Source organism: Blastococcus sp. SYSU DS0510 (genome assembly GCF_054050835.1).
Window position 1 is genome coordinate 1 of sequence record NZ_JBJHAC010000021.1, and the last position, 16,808, is coordinate 16,808.

Consider the following 16,808-nt stretch of genomic DNA (forward strand, 5'->3'; position numbering starts at 1 on the left):
GTTCTCCTGACCGCCCACGACCGGAGACTCGGAACCCCAAGTCCCGGCCCCCGCACGCCCACCCACCAACATCAAGATCAACAGACCACCGCTCGAGCTGCCGCCCCGAGATCGGTGGATTCAGGCTCAGGCCCGGTCGAGGTCCCCGGTCGACAGCCGGCCGTCGAGACGGCGCGGGATCCCGGCCGGGTTACGGTCCTGCAGGGCCTCGTCCAGGAGGGCCGCCGGCACGTCCTGGTAGGTGACCGGGCGGAGGAACCGGCGGATCGCCGTCATCCCCACCGACGTGTGCAGCGGCGCGCTGGTCGCCGGCCACGGCCCGCCGTGGTGCATCGCCCACGAGACGGCGACACCGGTGGGCCAGCCGTTCCAGACGATCCGGCCGGCGCGGTCGCGCAGCTCGCGCACCAGGGGGCGGACCAGCTCGACCTCGTCCTCCTCGGCGTGCACGGTGGCCGTGAGGTTGCCGCCGAAGGCCCGAGCCGCGATCAGCAGCTCCTCCATCCCCGTGTACTCGACCAGCACCGACGTCGGCCCGAAGCACTCGGGCAGCACTCGCTCCTGGTCGGCCAGCAGGGTCGCGAGGTCGGTGGCCAGCAGGGTCGCCCCAGCCAGCCCGCCGGTGTCCGGGTCTCCGTCGACCGCCGCGACGACGCGCATCCCCGGCAGCCCCGCCAGCTCGGCCCGGACGGCATCGTGGCCGCTGCGGATCCGCTCGTGCAGCATCCGCGCCGGGGCCACCGCGCCGACCGAACCCATCAGCGCCTCGTCCAGCCCGTGCCCCTGGGGCAGGAACAGCAGGCCGGGCTTCGTGCAGAACTGCCCCACGCCCAGGGTGAAGGAGGTGACGAACCCGACCGCGACCTCCGCTCCGCGAGCGGCGACCGCTCCCGGCGTGACGAACGTCGGGTTGAGGCTGCCCATCTCGGCGTAGAAGGGGATCGGAGCGTCCCGCTCGGCGGCGATCCGGTACAGCGCCGTCCCCCCGTGCAGGGAGCCGGTGAACCCGGCCGCGGTGATCCGGAGGTCCCGCAGCGCCTGGACACCGGCCTGCTCGCCGCAGATCAGCGCGAAGGTCCCCGTCGGCATGCCGGCGCCCTCCCACGCCGCCCGGACCACCTCGGCGGTGCGCACCGACGTCTCCGGGTGCCCGGGGTGGGCCTTGACGACGACGGGGCAGCCGGCCGCCAGCGCCGACGCGGTGTCGCCCCCGGCCACGCTGAAAGCGAACGGGAAGTTGCTGGCGGCGAAGACGAGCACCGGGCCGAGCGGCACCTGGATGCGGCGCAGGTCCGGCCGGGGAACCGGCACGGCGGACGGATCGGCCGGGTCGATGACGACGTCCAGGAAGGAACCCTCCTCCAGCCCGGAGGCGAACATCCGCAGCTGCCCGGACGTCCGGGCGACCTCGCCGGTCAACCGGGCCTCGGGCAGCCACGTCTCGGCCGCCGCCACCGCCACGAGGTCCCCGGCGGCCGCGTCGAGGGCGTCGGCGACCGCCCGCAGCGCGGCGGCTCGCGCGCCGCGGTCGGTGTCGGCCAGTGCCGTGGCGCCGTCGGAGAGCCCACCCAGCACCCGGTCGAGGGTCGCGCCGTCGGTGTCGGGCACGGAGGTCATCGACCGGCCCCCGCGGGTAGGCGCAGCGCCGATGCTGCCCGCGCTGCCTCCAGCGTGCCGACCGGGTTGCTCAACGTGCCGACCTCCTCCACGGTCACCTCCACGACGTCGCCGTCGAGCAGGGTGAAGTCCAAGCCGGGCACGATCCCGGTCCCGGTCGACAGGACGGCGCCGGCGGGGAACTCCTGTGCCCGCACGAGGTACGCGACGAGGTCGGGCACCGAGCGGCGCATGCGCGCCGTCGAGGTGCTGCCCTCGAACACCGTGGCGCCGCCTCGGGTCACGCGCACCGAGATACCGAGCGCGGCCGGGTCGGGCACCTCCCAGGCGGGCCGGATGCCGGTCGCCAGGGCGCAACTCCCGGCGTAGATCTTGGCCTGCGGCAGGTAGAGCGGGTTCTCCCCCTCGATGTCCCGGGAGGAGACGTCGTCGCAGACGGTGTAGCCGAACACCTCGCCCGTGGCGGTGACGACGGCGGCGAGCTCCGGCTCGGGAACCGTCACCGCCGAGTCGGGCCGCACCGCGATCGGCTCGCCGTCGGTCACCACCCGCCAGGCCACGGACTTGAGGAACAGCTCCGGCCGCTCGGCGGCGTAGACGCGGGCGTAGACGTCCTGGGTCTGGCTCTCCTCGACGCGGGCGTCCATGGAGCGCTCGTAGGTGACGCCGGACGCCCAGACCTCGGTCAGCCCGTCGACCGGCGGGAGCAGCCGGACGCCGGCCACCGGCACGGCGGTCTCCCCGGAGGCGCGCTCGACCAGTGTGCGGGCCTCGGCCAGCCCCTGCGCCAGCAGCCCGGACAGGTCGGCCACCTCCGGCACGCGCCGCAGCCGCCCCTCGGCCAGCACGCCGACGTGCGCCCCTCCGCCGTCCTCGTAGCGCACGACGTGCGTCATCGGTCCTCACCTTCCTCGAGCCAGCGCAGGATCTCCGGGTCGTGCTGCCCGAGCAGCGGCGGGGCGGAGTGCCCCTGCCGGCCGGCCGGGACGCCGGCCAGCGCCTCCAGGCGCAACGGCGGACCGGATGCGGGCTGCCCCGTCACCGGCCCTGCCACGCGACGGGCTGCTTGGTCGCGAACGCCGCGACCGCGGTGTGGAAGTCCTCGCTGGCGAAGACCCGGCTGACGATGTCGTCGCCGTCCGGGATCGTCGCCCGCCGGACGCGGCGGATCGCTTCCTTGGCCGCCCACATGCTCAGCGGCGCGTGCCCGAGCAGCGTCTGCACGGTGGCGTCGGTGGCGGCCTCGAGCTGGTCGTCCTCGCAGAGCTCGGCCACGAAGCCGGCCGCAGCGGCCTCCTCTCCCGTGAACAGCCGGGCCCGCAGCAGCATGTCCAGCGTCCGCGCCGGGCCGAGGTGGTTGACCAGGAGCGAGTAGTTGTTCATCGACAGGCAGTTGCCCAGCGTGCGGGCGATGGGGATGCCGAAGCGGGCCGACCGGGTGGCCAGCCGGAGGTCGCAGACCGACGCGATCCCCAGCCCGCCACCGACGCAGAAGCCGCGGATGGCTGCCACCGTCGGGACGTCGACGTCCTCGAGCCGGTTGACGATGCGGGCGATCTTCGCCTCGTAGGCGACGCCGTCCGCGCCGTCGGAGAAGTCGGCGAACTGGCCGATGTCGGTGCCGGCCACGAACGCCTTGTCCCCGGCGGCCCGGAGGACCATCACCCGGATCTCGTCGTCGGCGTCGGCCCGCTCGCAGGCGTCGTAGAGGCCCTCGTACATGCCCCAGGTCATCGCGTTGCGCTGCCGGGGGCGGTTGAAGGTGACGGTCAGGACGCCGCCGTCGGAGTCGACGAGCAGCTCAGGTTCGTCCACGGGTCTCCTTGGAGGTCGAAGGGTCCGCGACGGTGCGCGGTCCGGTGGGCTGGCGAGGGGCGGGGGTCCCGCCCTCGGTGGTGGAGGGGCCAGGGCGGGGGCCGTCCGGAGCCTCCGCCGCCGGTCCGCCGTCGGACGGGCCGGCGTCGCGCGCCCGGCGGCGGCGCAGGACGTAGGCGATCAGCGAGGGGGCGACGATCTGCAGGGCGGCGATACCGAGGATCGCCAGCGCCAGGGGCCGGGTGAAGACGATGCCGATGTTGCCGTCACCGATGGCCGACGTCTGCACCAGCGCCTTCTCGAACAGCGGGCCGAGGACGACGCCGAGGACCAGCGGGGCCATCGGCAGGTCCAGCCGCTTCATGAAGTAGCCGATGATCCCGAAGACCACGACCACCCAGACGCTGTACATGCTGTTCCCGATGGAGTACGCCCCGACCAGGCTGGTCAGCAGGATCAGCGGGTACATGTAGCCGTAGGGCACCCGCAGCATCTGGGCGAAGACCGGGGCCAGCGGCAGGTTGAGCACCAGCAGGATCACGTTGCCGATGAAGAACGAGGCGAGCAGCCCCCACACCAGCGTCGGCTGCTGCTCGAAGAGCAGCGGGCCGGGGTCGATGCCGTAGATCATGAAGGCGCCCAGCAGCACGGCGGTGGTCGCCCCACCGGGGATCCCGAGGGTCAGCGTGGGCACGAAGTTGGCGTTCGCGGCGGCGTTGTTCGCGGCCTCGGGGGCGGCGACGCCCTCGATCGCGCCGGTGCCGAACTCGTCGCCCCGCTTGCTGACCCGCCGCTCGATGCCGTACGCCATGAACGACGCCAGCGTCGAGCCCGCGCCGGGCAGGATGCCGAAGATGAAGCCGAGGAAGCTGCCCCGGAGGATCGGGAAGCCGGACCGCTTGAGGTCCGCCGGCTTGATCATCAGCTCGCGGAAACCGGCGCGGATCGGTGCCGCCGCGCCCTCGCGGATCTGGTTGAGCACCTCGCCCACCGCGAAGAGCCCGATCATCACCTCGACGAACGGGATGCCCGACAGCAGGTAGATCGAGTCGAAGGTGAACCGCGAGGTGCCGCTGCCCACGTCGACGCCGACCGTGGCGATGAGCAGCCCGACCAGGGCCATCAACAGGCCGAGCTTCCGGTTGTCGCCGGCGAAGCTGATGATCGTGGCCAGGCCGAGGATCATCACGGCGAGCATCTCCGGCGGGCCGAAGTCCAGCGCGAACGCGGCGAACGGCGGCGCGAGGGTCACCAGCAGGCCGAGGGAGATGATCGCGGCGACGAACGAGCCGATCGCCGAGATGGCCAGCGCCGCGCCCGCCCGCCCCTGGCGGGCCATCTGGTAGCCGTCGAGGGTGGTGACGACGGTGGCGGCCTCCCCGGGCGTCGAGATCAGCACCGAGGTGATGGTCCCGCCGTACTGGGAGCCGTAGTAGATGCCGGCCAGCATGATCAGCCCGGTCACCGGCTCCAGCCCGAGCGTGAGGGGCATGAGGACGGCGACACCGGTGGTCGAGCCGAGGCCCGGGAGCACCCCGATCACGGTGCCCATGAAGACACCCACGAAGCACCAGAGGATGTTCTCCAGGCTCAACGCGGTGGAGAACCCGAGGACGAGGTTGTCGATCACGTCAGCCCCCGATCCCGATGAGGCCGTCGGGCAGCGGCACGTTGAGGAACACGGCGAAGACCGCCCAGACGACCACGACCGCCACGAGGGAGATCACGACCGAGGGCAGCCAGGCCCGGCGCTCGACGACCGCGGAGATGAACAGGGAGAGCGTGAAGAACGCGCCGAGGAAGCCCAGCAGCGGAACGAGCAGGACCGCGACGACGAGGGCGCCGAACACGGTCCACAGCTGGCGCCCGCGGGTCGCCGACGTCCGGCCGTAGATGTCGACGTCGTCGTCGGTGTCGTCGTCGGTGTCGTCGTCATGGCCGGCGCCGGGGGACGCGCTGCCCCCGCCGCCTGCGGTGTCGGCCACCACCGCTCCGGCCGTGGCGGCCGGGGCGGCGGTGCGGCCGGTGGCGGAGGCCGCGACCTCCGCCAGCCCGTGCGAGTGGTCGTCCCTCCGGCCGCGGAGCATCCCGATGAACTCCCAGCCGCCGATCAACACGATCCCGGCGCCGACCACGGCGGGCACCAGCCCGGGACCGACCCGGCCGCCCTCGTTGAAGAGGCCGTATCCGATCGCGGTGACGAGGGCGGCGAGCCCGATCACGGTGAGCAGCCCGTAGGCGATGGCGTGCTCGATGTCGATGCTCCGCTTGCCGGAGGGCGCGCTCATCCGCCGATCACCTGCTGCAGCAGCTCGTTGTTGCCCTCCAGGTACTCGACGAACTCGTCACCGGCGGCCGTGTTCGGCTGCAGGTAGTTGTCCTCGATGTAGGTCTCGTACTCCGGGGTCTCGACCGCGGCCTCAGCCGTGTCGATCCAGTACTGGCGCGCCTCGTCACTGATGCCGCCGGGCGCGAGGATCCCGCGGAACTGGGCGAAGGAGACGTCGATGCCCTGCTCGGCCGCGGTCTCGATGTCGGCGAGCTCCGGGTAGTCGCTGTACCGCTCCTCGGCGAAGGCGCACAGCGCCTTGACGTCGCCGGCCTCGAGCTGGCCGATGATCTCGCCAGGGTTGAGCGAGGCGATGTCGATCTGGCCGCCGAGCAGCGCCGCGGTGAGCTCGCCGCCGGACTCGAAGGGCACGCGGTCGAACTCGACGCCGGTCTCCTGCTCGGTGAGCGAGAAGACGATGTTGTCCAGGCCGGTGATCCCGCTGATGCCGGCGGTGATCCGCTCGGTCTTGGCCGCCTCGACCACGTCTGCACAGGTCTCGTACGGGCTGTCGGCGGGCACGATCATCAGGGTGAAGTCGTCGCCGAGCTTCATGATCGGGGTGAAGTCGGTGTAGTCGAACTCCACCTCGCCGGAGATCGGCAGGGCCAGCAGCGCCGTCTCGGTGGCCAGCAGCATGTTCTCGTTGCCGCTCTCGCCGAGGAAGTAGGAGTAACCGACGGCGCCGGAGCCGCCCTCTCTGTTCTCGACCGAGACGGTGAGGTCCTCATCGGCCGCCTCGAGCATCGTGCCGGTGGCCCGGCCGGCCAGGTCGCTGCCGCCACCGGCGCCGAACGGCACGATCATGGTGACGTCGCCGCTGGGCTCGAAGGCCCCGGCGTCGGCCGAGCCGCCACCGGAGTCCTCGCCGCAGGCGGCCAGGGACAGGGCCAGGACGGACGTCGAGGCAAGGACGACGGAACGCGTGCGCTTCACGGGGACTCCTCTGGAGGTGGGGCGGGGTCGGAGATGCGAACTCATCGGGTACCGCCGCCTACCTGCTCGGCCTTGGCGGCCAGGCGGGACTCGAAGCCTGGGAGGTCGACGACGAACCGCTCGTGCGTGCCGGTGCCGATGACCTCGGTGTCGTCCTCGACACGGATGTCGAAGGCCACCCGCCGCCGGTCGACCTCGGTGACGGTGGCCGTGGCCTTCACCGTCTGACCACGCAGGGTGGGCGCCGTGTGGGCGACGTCGACCTTGCTGCCGACGCTGGCCTGGTCGCCGCGGAGATGCGGGGCCAGGGCCTCGATCGCCGCCTCCTCGAGCAGGAGGACCAGGTTGGGCGTGGAGAAGATGTCGTACTCGCCACGGCGCGTGCAGTGCTCCGCCTCGACGGTGCGTTCCAGGACACCCTGGACGCCGGGTTCGAGTGTGCTGCTCATGGTGTGCTCCTTCAGAGGGGGCGGTCGTCGGCGGGCAGGGGTGGTGCGGCCGGGGGCGCGGCCACGGCGTGCGCCGGGTCGGCGGCGACGCCGGACTCGATGAGCGCGTCGACCTCGTCGGCGGGGATCTCGGCCCACTGCAGGGCGGCGCGGGTGCCCGCGCCGAGCTGCGGGCCGGCGGAGTCCTGCCGGGCGGGCGTGCGGGACAGGCGCATCGGCGACCCCAGCTGCCGGACCGGGCCCAGGGTCGGGTGCGGCGCGTCCCAGAAGTAGCCGCGCTGGTTGAGGTGGTCGTCGGTGAACACCTGGCCGTAGTCGGCGATCGGCGCGCAGGGCACCCCGGCCTCGTCGAGGGCGGTGACCACCTCCTCGGTGGTGCGGCTGGTGGTCACGGCCTCGATCGCCGGGATCAGCGTGTCGCGGTGGCCGTGCCGCGTCGCGGCGTCGCGATAGCGCTCGTCGTCCTGCAGGTCCTCCAGGCCGAGCGCCGTGCACATCCCCTTCCACGTCTTCGGGGTGACCGCGCCGACGGTGACGTGGCCGTCGGCGGTGCGCACCGCCTGGTAGGGCGCCGTGCTCTGGTGCGCCGAACCCAGCGGCCGGCCGACCTCACCCGTCGCGAAGTACTTGCCGGCCTCCCAGATCGCGAAGGAGACCCCGCTCTCGAGGAGTGACACGTCGAGGTACTGGCCCTCACCCGACCTGTCCCGCTCCTTGAGGGCCGCGGTCACCCCGAGCGCGACGTACATGGCGCAGACCAGGTCGCAGATCGGGACGCCGATCTTCACCGGGTCGCCGTCCGGGGTCCCCGTGATGCTCATCAGCCCGCCACGGGCCTGGGCCATGATGTCCAGACCCGGCAGCGAGGCCAGCGGCCCGTCCTGCCCCCAGCCGGACGCCGAGGCGTAGACGATGCGGGGGTTGACCTCGCGGATCGCCTCGTAGCCGAAGCCCAGACCGCGCATGGCACCGGGGCGGAGGTTCTCCACGAGGACGTCGGCCCGCGCGGCCAGCCGCAGGAACGCCTGCTTTCCCTCCGGCGCCTTCAGGTCAAGGGCCACCGACTCCTTGTTCCGGTTCAGGCGGACGAACGGGGAGCTCTCACCGTCGAGGAACGGGCCGGTGTCGCGCACGGGGTCGCCGCCGCTCGGGTTCTCGATCTTGAGGACCCGGGCCCCCAGGTCTGCGAGCTGCATCGTGGCGAAGGGGGCGGCCATGAAGGCGCCCACCTCGAGGACGGTGATGCCGGCCAGCGGACCGTTCGTTTCGACCGCCATCCAGCAGCCTCCGTTCCGATTTTTTGCGGTGCCTGAGGTGGTGCGCCTCACAGCTCGTGGACTACTGTCTACAAAAGCCAAGTCGATATGACAAGGCTCACAGGCGAATCCGTTACCAAGAGATGTCGACACCCGGGCCGGTCGAGGCCGGGGGGACGCCGCCCCCGGAGCGCACCGAGAGAGGAGGAGCACCTCGTGTCCGCAGAGCTGGGACCCGTGTCCTCCGCACGCCGCATCGAGGCGCCGCCGAGCATGTCCACTCTGGCCGCCGAGGCCCTCCGCCAGATGGTGCTCAGCGGCGAGCTGCGCCCGGGCGACCGCGTCATCGAGAACCGGCTCACCGAGGAGCTCGGGGTCAGCCGCCCTCCGCTCCGCGAGGCGATGCGGGTCCTCGAGCAGGAGGGGCTGATCGTCCAGACCCCGCGCAAGGGCGCCGTCGTCGCGCCGGTCACGCCTCACGACATCTACGAGATCGTCTCGCTGCGCGAGGAGATCGAGCAGATCGCCGTCCGCCTGGGCGTGCCGGTCCGCTCGCAGGAGCGGCTGGACCGGCTGCGCCAGGCGTTCGCCGACGTCGAGGCCGCCGCGGAGGAGGACGGCGCACCACGGGTGGTGGAGACCAGCTTCGCCTTCCACCTGGCGATCGTCGGGCTGGCCGGGCACCGCCGGCTGGAGGACGTCTACCGCTCCCTCTCGCTGCAGATGCGCATGTGCATGGCCATGAACCGCCGCGCCCGGGCTCCCATCGAGACCGCGCGGCAGGACGCCGAGCGCCACCGCCCGCTGCTCGACCTCGTCGAGGCCGGTGACGTCGAGGGCATGGCGCACACGCTGGCCCACCACGGCCAGCGCACCTACCTGCTCGGCATCGCGGACGACGCCGAGGGCCACTCCCCCGAGTCCCGGGCGTGGTTCGCACGGATCCGCAAGGAAGAAGAGGAGGCGATGGCATGACGAACACCGTCGAGAGCGGCACCGGGACGCTGGAGGCCCTGCAGGCCGCCGTCGGCTGGACCGCGGAGGAGCGCGTCGACGTCATCGAGCGCCGGCACCTGCGCGACTACCGGCGCGCGATCGGTGCGGACCCGGACGGTACGGAGGTGCCGGTCACGATCACCGCATGCTTCCTCACCGAGCCGCCCACCATGCGCGAGGCGCTCGCCTACGGACTGGGGTGGATCAACGGCGGCGACCGGTTCGAGGTGCACCGCCCGCTCCGGCTCGGCGACGAGGTCACCTCGCAGCTGACCTTCACCGGGGTGGAGGAGAAGAAGGGCCGCACGGGCACCCTCGCCCTGCTCACCTTCGTCACCGACTTCCGGCTGCCGGACGGGACGCTGGCGGTCCGCCACGTCGGGACGCGGGTGCGGCGATGACCGAGCCCGAGGAGACGACCCGTGTCGAGACCGCGTCGCTGCGCACGCTGGTGCAGTACGCCGGCGCCAGCGGCGATTTCTACGAGATGCACTACGACATCCCCTTCGCCCAGGCACGCGGCCACCGTGAACTCGCCGTGCACGGGCTGCTCAAGACTGCCTGGCTGGGCCGGCTGGTCGAGGAGTGGTTCACCGGCCGGGGCCGGATCGCCGTCCTGGACGTGAGCTACCGAGGCATGGACTTCCGCGACGAGCCGGTCACCTGCGGGGGGCGGATCACCTCCCGGGACGGCGACCGGCTCGCCCTCGAGGTGTGGACCGCGAGCGCGGATGGAACGAGGACGACCATCGGGACCGCCGAGGTCGAGCTGACGGAGGGCCTGGAGTGACCCTGGAACGCATCAACGAGCTCTGCGCCGGTCTCGGCCACCCCGTCCTCACCGACGGCACCGAGGCGGCCGGGCGATTCCCGGACGGCTCCCGGTACAGGGTCGAGATCCCGAGCTGCGAAGGTCCCGACGTCATGGCCGCCGTCCTCGACGAGGCCGACCGCCGCGGCGTGCCGGTGCACCGCGTCTCGCAGGGCAGCGGCGTCATGATGCTGACCGACGCCGAGGTCGAGCGGATGGTCGCCCTCGGCGCCGAGCACGGGGTCGAGGTGAATCTCTTCCTCGGACCGCGCAGCTCCTGGGACATCGGCGGCCAGGCCAAGGTCTCCGCCGCCGTCGGTGCCGCCGCCCGCGGGAACGCGGCCGTCGCCGCCTCGCTGTGCGACGCCGAGCGGGCCGTGCGGCTGGGCGTCCGGAGCCTGCTGGTGGGCGACCTGGGCGTACTCGCGCTGCTGGGCCGGATGAAGGCGGACGGCCGCATGCCCGAGGACCTGGTGCTGAAGACGTCGGTGCTCATGCCGCTGTCGAACGGCCCCACCGCCGCCCTGTACGAGCAGGTGGGCGCGACGAGCCTGAACATCTCCACCGACCTGACCGTGGCCCAGATCGCCGAGATCCGGGCCGCGACCACGGTGCCCATCGACATGTATGTCGAGGTGCCCGACGACCAGGGCGGTGCCGTTCGCTTCTACGACGTCCCCGAGGTCGTCCGGGTGGCGGCTCCGGTCTACCTGAAGATGGGCCTGCGCAACGCCCCGAACATCTACCCGGTCGGCGGCCACATCGGCGCCATGGCCGAGAACCTGGGCCGCGAGCGCGTCCGTCGCGCCGAACTGGTCCTCCGCCTGCTCGCCGAGCTCGCGCCCCGCCTGGCCGACACGCCCGCTCCCGCCGCCGGCTGACCCACTCCACCTGCATCCCGAGAGGAACCCCCATGCCCCCGCTGTTCACCGGTGTCGGCGTCGCCCTGGTCACGCTGTTCGACGACGACCGCCGCCTCGACACCGCCGCGACCGCCGAGTTCGCCGTCCGGCTGACCGAGCTCGGCATGCGCTCGGTGCTGCTCGCCGGCACGACGGGCGAGGCCATGTCGCTCTCGGCCGACGAGCGGACGGCGCTGATCCAGGCCGTCCGCGCCGCCGTCCCCGCCGACGTGCCGGTCCTCGCCGGCACCGGCGCCCCCACCGGGGCGCAGGCCGCCGATCTCACCGAGCGGGCGTACGACGCCGGTGCCGACGCCGCTCTGGTCCTCTCCCCGCCCGCCGTCGCCGACCCGCGGCCGTACTACGACCGGGTCGCGCAGGCGGCCGGCGACCGGCCGCTGCTGGCCTACCACTTCCCGTTCGCCGCCTCCCCCGGCATCCCGGTCGAGGTGCTGCCCGACCTGCCGGTCACCGGGCTCAAGGACTCCTCCGGCGACGCCGGGCGGCTGCTCGACGAGCTCGAGGTGTTCGACCGGGACATCTACGTCGGTGCGACCACGGTGCTGACGATGGGCGGTGCCGTCGGCGCCACCGGAGCGATCCTGGTGCTGGCCAACGCCGAGCCCGAGCGGTGCATCGCCGCGTTCGCCGGCGACGGCAAGGCCCAGGTGGAGCTCGCCGCGCCGCACCGCGCCTCGATGGTCGGCTTCCCGGCCGGCATCAAGAACCTGGTCGCCGAACGGTTCGGCGTCTCGGCGGTCGCCCGGGTGGGTGCGTGACGGCGGCTCCTCCGAGGACGCTGCTCGCCGCGCCCGACAAGTTCCGGGGTTCGGCGACCGCGCCGGAGGTGGCCGCGGCGATCGCGGCCGCGGCCGAGTCGGCCGGCTGGGCCTGCGTGCGGCTGCCCCTGGCAGACGGCGGTGAGGGCACCCTGGACGCGTTCGGGGGCGCGAACCGGACGACGACGGTCACCGGCCCGCTCGGGACGCCGGTCGACGCGTCCTGGCGCATGGGGGACGACGGGGTGGCGGTGGTCGAGAGCGCCCGCGCCTCCGGCCTGGACCTCGCGGGCGGAGCCGAGGGCAACGACCCCGTTCGGGCGACCAGCCGCGGGACCGGCGAGCTCGTCGCCGCCGCGCTCGCCGAGGGGGCCCGCCGGGTCATCGTCAGCCTCGGTGGCTCGGCCACCACCGACGGCGGCTTCGACACCGTCGAGGTGCTCGAGGCGCACGGACCGTTCGACGGGCGGGACGGACGGGCCGAGGTGCTCGTGGCCTGTGACGTGCGGACGCCGTTCACCGAGGCCGCGATCGTCTTCGGCCCGCAGAAGGGCGCCTCCCCCGCGCAGGTCGTCGAGCTCACCGCCCGTCTGGACCGGCTCGCCTCCCTCTACCGGCGGCGTTACGGCGTCGACCTGGCCGAGGTCCCGGGATCGGGAGCCGCCGGCGGCCTCGGGGGTGCCTTCGCCGCGCTCGGCGCGCGGCTGCTGCCGGGCTTCGGCCTGATCGCCGAGCACACGGGGCTCGCGGCGGCGGTCCGCAGCGCCGACGCCGTCGTCACCGGCGAGGGCAAGCTGGACGCCGAGTCGTTCAACGGCAAGGTCGTGGGCGGTGTCCTGGAGCTGGCGCGGGCGCACGGCGTGCCGGCGCTGGCCGTGGCCGGCGCCGTCGAGGTGGAGGTGTCCGACGGGGCGACCGCGGTGTCCCTCCTCGACGCCTTCGGCCCGGACGCCGCCTGGGGCGATCCGCTGGGCTGCATCGAACGTGCCACGAGAACGTGGCTGGACCAGGTCCCGGGGAAGGAAGAGGCAGGACCGTGAGGGCACCCATCGACGAGCTCGTGGCCCGGCTGCCCGAGGGTAGCGTGGTCACCGATCCGGCCACCAGCGACGGCTACCGGCACGACAGCGCCAGCTTCTGCCCCGCGGGCACGCCGCTGGGCGTCGTCCGGCCCACCACGACCGAACACGTGCAGACAGTGCTCCGCTGGGCGTCGGCGCACCGGGTGCCGGTCGTGCCCCAGGGCGCCCGGACCGGTCTCTCGGGCGGCGCCAACGCGGTCGACGGCGCCCTGCTGGTCTCCATGGTGCGGATGGACCGCATCGTGGAGATCGACGAGATCGACCAGGTGGCGGTCGTGGAGCCCGGCGTGATCAACGCCGACCTGTCCCGTGCGGTGGCCGAGGTCGGGCTGTTCTACCCGCCCGACCCCTCCTCGTGGGAGATGTCCACGATCGGCGGCAACCTGGCCACCAATGCCGGCGGGCTGTGCTGCGTGAAGTACGGCGTCACCGCCGACTTCGTGCGGGGTCTCGAGGTGGTGCTGGCCGACGGCGAGGTGCTGCAGGTCGGCCGGCGGACCGCCAAGGGGGTCGCCGGCCTGGACCTCACCCGGCTGCTGGTCGGCTCGGAGGGGACGCTGGGGATCATCACGCGGGCGACGCTCAGCCTGCGCCCGGCGCCCGAGCCGGCCCTGACGATGGCGGCGGTCTTCGACAAGACGGCCGACTCGATGACCGCCGTCGCGCGGATCATGGCGTCGGGCCTGCGCCCGTCGATGATGGAGTTCCTGGACAAGCGGTCGATCGGCGCCGTGCAGGCCTACCGGGACATGGGGCTGCCCGTGGACGCCGAGGCCCTGCTCATCGCGCAGTCCGACCGCGGCGACCGGGCGGCCTCCGACGTGGCGGCCATGGGGACGATCTGCGAGGAGCTCGGCGCCCGCGAGGTCGCCGTCGCGGAGGACGCCGCGGAGTCGGCGATGCTCACGCAGGCACGGCGGCTGGTGAACCCGGCGGTCGAGGAGCTGGGCGCGACGCTCGTCGACGACGTCGCCGTGCCGCGGGCCCGGCTGGTGGACCTGCTGGCGGGCATGGAGCGGATCGCCGCCGACAACGACGTCCTCGTCGTCTGCCCCGGCCACATCGGCGACGGGAACATGCACCCGACGGTGGTCTTCGACCGGGGGGACCGGTCCGCGGCGGAGCGCGCGCAGCTGGCCTTCGACGCGATCATGCGGCTGGCCCTGGGGCTCGGCGGCACGATCACCGGCGAGCACGGGGTCGGGCTGCTCAAGAAGACCTGGCTGCGCGAGGAGCTGGGTGAGCGGTCCTACGCGCTGCAGCGGGAGATCAAGTCGGTGTTCGACCCGCTGGGGATCCTCAACCCCGGCAAGGTGCTCTGAGACCCCGCGATGGCGGCGTCGTCGGCGGGCCGGGCGCGTCGGGTGCTGAGCCGGGCGGGTGCGGGCGGGCGCCCGGCCACGAACCAGGAGCAGGGGGTGAGTCCGACGGCGACACGGCCGGAGCAGGACGCCGATGAGGACGGCCCGCTGCGCGAGATCGAGCAGCGGGTGCTGTGGCTGGCCACCTCGATCGTCGACCACGCCAACCGGCTGCGACCCAACCCCACGGGGCTGAAGGTGGGCGGCCACCAGGCCTCCAGCGCCTCGATGGTCACGATCATGACCTCGCTGTGGCTGGAGCAGCTCGATGCGCAGGACCGGGTGTCGGTCAAGCCGCACGCCTCACCGGTGCTGCACGCGCTGGAGTACCTGCTGGGCCGGCTGGACGCCTCCTACCTGCCCCGGCTCCGGGAGTTCGGCGGCCTGCAGAGCTACCCGAGCCGGCTCAAGGACCCGGTCCCCGCCGACTACTCCACCGGCTCGGTCGGCATCGGCGCGACGGCGCCGATCTGGGGCGCCCTGGCCCGCCGCTACGTCGGCGCCCACTTCGGCCCGGGCAGCACCGGAGGCCCCGGCCGGCAGTGGTCGCTGGTCGGCGACGCCGAGCTCGACGAGGGCGCGGTGTGGGAGACCGTCCTGGACCCGATGGTCGCCGAGCTGGGCGAGGTCGTGTGGGTCGTCGACCTCAACCGGCAGTCGCTGGACCGCGTCGTCCCCACCATGGGCGCCACCCGGTTGCAGGGGATGTTCGCCGCGGCCGGCTGGCAGGTGCTGACCGTCAAGTACGGCCGGCTGCTGGAGGAGCTGTTCGCCCGGCCCGGCGGGGGGCACCTGCGCATCCGCATCGACGAGATGACCAACCCGGAGTACCAGCGGATGCTCCGCCGCACGGCCGACGAGCTCCGGGAGGCGCTCCCGGGGGACGGTCCCGGGGCGGAGGAGATCGCCCGGCTGATCGCCGACGTGCCCGACGACGACCTCAGGGCCGCCGTCCGCAACCTCGGTGGGCACGACCTGTCCGCGCTGCGCTCGGCGTTCGCGCAGATCGACGACACCCGGCCCACGGTCGTCCTGGCCTACACGCTCAAGGGCTACGGGCTGGCCACCGAGGGGCATCCGCAGAACCACTCGGCGCTGCTGAACGAGGCGCAGATCGGCCAGCTCGCCGACAGCCTCGGCGTGGACGCCACCGATCCCTGGGCCGTCTTCCCGCCCGACAGCCCCGCGGCGCGGCTGCTCGCCGACGCCGCCGCCCGGCTGCGCCGCGTCGAGGAGGAGCCCGTGCCGGTGCCGGAGATCCCGGTCGACCTGGGCCGTACGCCCACGGGGACGGCGACGACGCAGGCCGCCCTGGGGCGGGCGCTGCTCGACCTCAACCGCGCCGCCCCGGAGGCGGGCAGCCGGGTCGTCACCGTCAGTCCCGACGTCAGCTCGAGCACGAATCTGGGCGGCTGGGTGAACAAGGTCGGCGTCTGGTCGTCGTCGGAGCGGGCGAACTGGTTCGCCGACGACGCCGAGACGATCCTGCACTGGCGGGAGCAGCCCGGCGGCCAGCACATCGAGCTCGGCATCGCCGAGACCAACCTGGTCGGCCTCATGGGGGAGCTCGGGGCCACCTGGAACCGGTGGGGACAACCGCTGCTGCCGATCGGCGTCATGTACGACCCGTTCGTCGAGCGGGCCCTGGAGCCGTGGTCGTTCGGCATCTACGCCGGCGGGCAGTCGATCCTGGTCGGCACCCCGTCCGGCGTCACCCTCGCGGCCGAGGGCGGGGCCCACCAGTCCATCAAGACGCCGTCCATCGGGCTGGAGCAGCCCGGCTGCCTGACCTACGAGCCGGCGTTCGTGCTGGACACCGAGTGGTGTCTGCTCGCCTCCCTCGCTCGCCTGGGCCGGCCGGACGGCAGCTCGGCGTACCTCCGGCTGTCCACCCGCCCGGTCGACCAGACCCTCGCCGCCGTGCCGGCCGACCCCGCGGCCCGCGAGCGCCGCCGCAGGCAGGTCACCGCCGGGGCGTACGCGCTGCGCCGCGCCGGGCGCCCGGTGGCCACGCTGGTGACCATGGGCGCCGTCGTCCCCGAGACGCTGGAGGCGGCGGAGCGGCTCGAGGGGCTGGGGATCGGCGCCGACGTCGTGTGCGTGACGAGCCCGGGCCTGCTCTTCCGGGCGCTCCAGGCGCGCCGCGGGCTCGACGACGCCGACTCCTGGATCCTGGACACAGTCTTCCCCCGCGAGCGGGCCACGCCGGTCGTCACCGTCCTCGACGGCCACCCGCACACGCTCGCCTTCCTCACCGGCGTGAACGGGGTGCCGGGGACCCACCTGGGGGTGACGACCTTCGGGCAGAGCGGCGACCTGGCCAGCGTCTACCGCTACCACGGGCTGGACGCCGACACGATCGTGGGCGCCGCCCTGGACCTCGTCGACTGATCGCCGCCGCCAGCGTGCCCGGAATGCGCGATGGACCGGCACCTCGTGTGCTGGACGCGTCGGCTCCGGGGACCGCGGGGGACG

17 protein-coding genes are annotated in these 16,808 nt (G+C 73.3%); 8 read left to right on the plus strand and 9 right to left on the minus strand.

The annotated features are described in order from the left end of the window. Positions 1–126: 126 nt before the first annotated feature. From ACI79P_RS16295 to ACI79P_RS16335, 9 genes are read right to left on the minus strand one after another with little or no spacing between them, the layout of a single operon-like run. Positions 127–1,617, minus strand: a complete 1,491-nt coding sequence (locus tag ACI79P_RS16295) for an aldehyde dehydrogenase (NADP(+)) (RefSeq protein ID WP_456582098.1) — start codon at positions 1,615–1,617, stop codon at positions 127–129. After that, positions 1,614–2,513 carry a fumarylacetoacetate hydrolase family protein gene (locus tag ACI79P_RS16300; RefSeq protein WP_456582099.1) on the minus strand — a complete coding sequence of 300 codons (900 nt, stop codon included), beginning with the start codon at positions 2,511–2,513 and terminating at the stop codon, positions 1,614–1,616. Before ACI79P_RS16300 ends, ACI79P_RS16295 begins: the two co-directional genes overlap by 4 nt. Further along, the gene (locus ACI79P_RS16305) at positions 2,510–2,671 is read right to left on the minus strand and encodes a hypothetical protein (protein ID WP_456582100.1); all 162 of its coding nucleotides are present in this window, start codon (positions 2,669–2,671) and stop codon (positions 2,510–2,512) included. The genes ACI79P_RS16300 and ACI79P_RS16305 overlap by 4 nt, the downstream gene beginning before the upstream one ends. Then, complete coding sequence (locus ACI79P_RS16310; protein ID WP_456582101.1) at positions 2,656–3,432, minus strand: enoyl-CoA hydratase/isomerase family protein; 777 nt, start codon at positions 3,430–3,432, stop codon at positions 2,656–2,658. Before ACI79P_RS16310 ends, ACI79P_RS16305 begins: the two co-directional genes overlap by 16 nt. Then, positions 3,419–5,062 (minus strand): tripartite tricarboxylate transporter permease, encoded by a 1,644-nt coding sequence (locus ACI79P_RS16315; RefSeq protein ID WP_456582102.1) that lies wholly within the window; start codon positions 5,060–5,062, stop codon positions 3,419–3,421. The genes ACI79P_RS16310 and ACI79P_RS16315 overlap by 14 nt, the downstream gene beginning before the upstream one ends. A gap of 1 nt (position 5,063) precedes the next feature. Beyond that, the gene (locus ACI79P_RS16320) at positions 5,064–5,720 is read right to left on the minus strand and encodes a tripartite tricarboxylate transporter TctB family protein (RefSeq protein ID WP_456582103.1); all 657 of its coding nucleotides are present in this window, start codon (positions 5,718–5,720) and stop codon (positions 5,064–5,066) included. Further along, entirely contained in the window at positions 5,717–6,697 is a 981-nt protein-coding gene (locus ACI79P_RS16325) for a Bug family tripartite tricarboxylate transporter substrate binding protein (protein ID WP_456582104.1), read from the minus strand. Before ACI79P_RS16325 ends, ACI79P_RS16320 begins: the two co-directional genes overlap by 4 nt. 41 nt (positions 6,698–6,738) lie before the next feature. Further along, on the minus strand, positions 6,739–7,146 hold the full coding sequence (locus ACI79P_RS16330; RefSeq protein ID WP_456582105.1) for a thioesterase family protein: 408 nt from the start codon (positions 7,144–7,146) through the stop codon (positions 6,739–6,741). Between the two features lie 11 nt (positions 7,147–7,157). Continuing rightward, positions 7,158–8,423, minus strand: a complete 1,266-nt coding sequence (locus ACI79P_RS16335) for a CaiB/BaiF CoA transferase family protein (protein WP_456582106.1) — start codon at positions 8,421–8,423, stop codon at positions 7,158–7,160. Between the two features lie 195 nt (positions 8,424–8,618). Between ACI79P_RS16335 and ACI79P_RS16340 the strand changes: the two genes are divergently transcribed. From ACI79P_RS16340 to ACI79P_RS16375, 8 genes are all read left to right on the plus strand, one after another. Further along, positions 8,619–9,377: a GntR family transcriptional regulator gene (locus ACI79P_RS16340; protein WP_456582107.1), complete on the plus strand. Its 759-nt coding sequence runs from the start codon at positions 8,619–8,621 to the stop codon at positions 9,375–9,377. Next, positions 9,374–9,799 (plus strand): FAS1-like dehydratase domain-containing protein, encoded by a 426-nt coding sequence (locus tag ACI79P_RS16345; RefSeq protein WP_456582108.1) that lies wholly within the window; start codon positions 9,374–9,376, stop codon positions 9,797–9,799. Before ACI79P_RS16340 ends, ACI79P_RS16345 begins: the two co-directional genes overlap by 4 nt. After that, on the plus strand, positions 9,796–10,188 hold the full coding sequence (locus ACI79P_RS16350) for a MaoC/PaaZ C-terminal domain-containing protein (RefSeq protein WP_456582109.1): 393 nt from the start codon (positions 9,796–9,798) through the stop codon (positions 10,186–10,188). The genes ACI79P_RS16345 and ACI79P_RS16350 overlap by 4 nt, the downstream gene beginning before the upstream one ends. After that, positions 10,185–11,090 (plus strand): U32 family peptidase, encoded by a 906-nt coding sequence (locus ACI79P_RS16355; protein ID WP_456582110.1) that lies wholly within the window; start codon positions 10,185–10,187, stop codon positions 11,088–11,090. Before ACI79P_RS16350 ends, ACI79P_RS16355 begins: the two co-directional genes overlap by 4 nt. A gap of 32 nt (positions 11,091–11,122) precedes the next feature. Continuing rightward, complete coding sequence (locus ACI79P_RS16360; protein ID WP_456582111.1) at positions 11,123–11,890, plus strand: dihydrodipicolinate synthase family protein; 768 nt, start codon at positions 11,123–11,125, stop codon at positions 11,888–11,890. Next, a complete protein-coding gene (locus ACI79P_RS16365; protein WP_456582112.1) occupies positions 11,887–12,930 on the plus strand; it encodes a glycerate kinase family protein in 1,044 nt (347 codons plus the stop codon). The genes ACI79P_RS16360 and ACI79P_RS16365 overlap by 4 nt, the downstream gene beginning before the upstream one ends. Then, on the plus strand, positions 12,927–14,294 hold the full coding sequence (locus ACI79P_RS16370) for an FAD-binding oxidoreductase (RefSeq protein ID WP_456582113.1): 1,368 nt from the start codon (positions 12,927–12,929) through the stop codon (positions 14,292–14,294). Before ACI79P_RS16365 ends, ACI79P_RS16370 begins: the two co-directional genes overlap by 4 nt. A 96-nt stretch (positions 14,295–14,390) precedes the next feature. Then, positions 14,391–16,724: a transketolase-like TK C-terminal-containing protein gene (locus ACI79P_RS16375; RefSeq protein WP_456582114.1), complete on the plus strand. Its 2,334-nt coding sequence runs from the start codon at positions 14,391–14,393 to the stop codon at positions 16,722–16,724. Positions 16,725–16,808: the final 84 nt, after the last annotated feature.

What these genes read in the sequence shown, in the direction of transcription:
- ACI79P_RS16295 (WP_456582098.1), bottom strand. Translation starts at nt 1,617, where the DNA reads ATGACCTCCGTGCCCGACACCGACGGCGCGACCCTCGACCGGGTGCTG.
- ACI79P_RS16300 (WP_456582099.1), bottom strand. Translation starts at nt 2,513, where the DNA reads ATGACGCACGTCGTGCGCTACGAGGACGGCGGAGGGGCGCACGTCGGC.
- ACI79P_RS16320 (WP_456582103.1), bottom strand. Translation starts at nt 5,720, where the DNA reads ATGAGCGCGCCCTCCGGCAAGCGGAGCATCGACATCGAGCACGCCATC.
- ACI79P_RS16330 (WP_456582105.1), bottom strand. Translation starts at nt 7,146, where the DNA reads ATGAGCAGCACACTCGAACCCGGCGTCCAGGGTGTCCTGGAACGCACC.
- ACI79P_RS16335 (WP_456582106.1), bottom strand. Translation starts at nt 8,423, where the DNA reads ATGGCGGTCGAAACGAACGGTCCGCTGGCCGGCATCACCGTCCTCGAG.
- ACI79P_RS16345 (WP_456582108.1), top strand. Translation starts at nt 9,374, where the DNA reads ATGACGAACACCGTCGAGAGCGGCACCGGGACGCTGGAGGCCCTGCAG.
- ACI79P_RS16350 (WP_456582109.1), top strand. Translation starts at nt 9,796, where the DNA reads ATGACCGAGCCCGAGGAGACGACCCGTGTCGAGACCGCGTCGCTGCGC.
- ACI79P_RS16360 (WP_456582111.1), top strand. Translation starts at nt 11,123, where the DNA reads ATGCCCCCGCTGTTCACCGGTGTCGGCGTCGCCCTGGTCACGCTGTTC.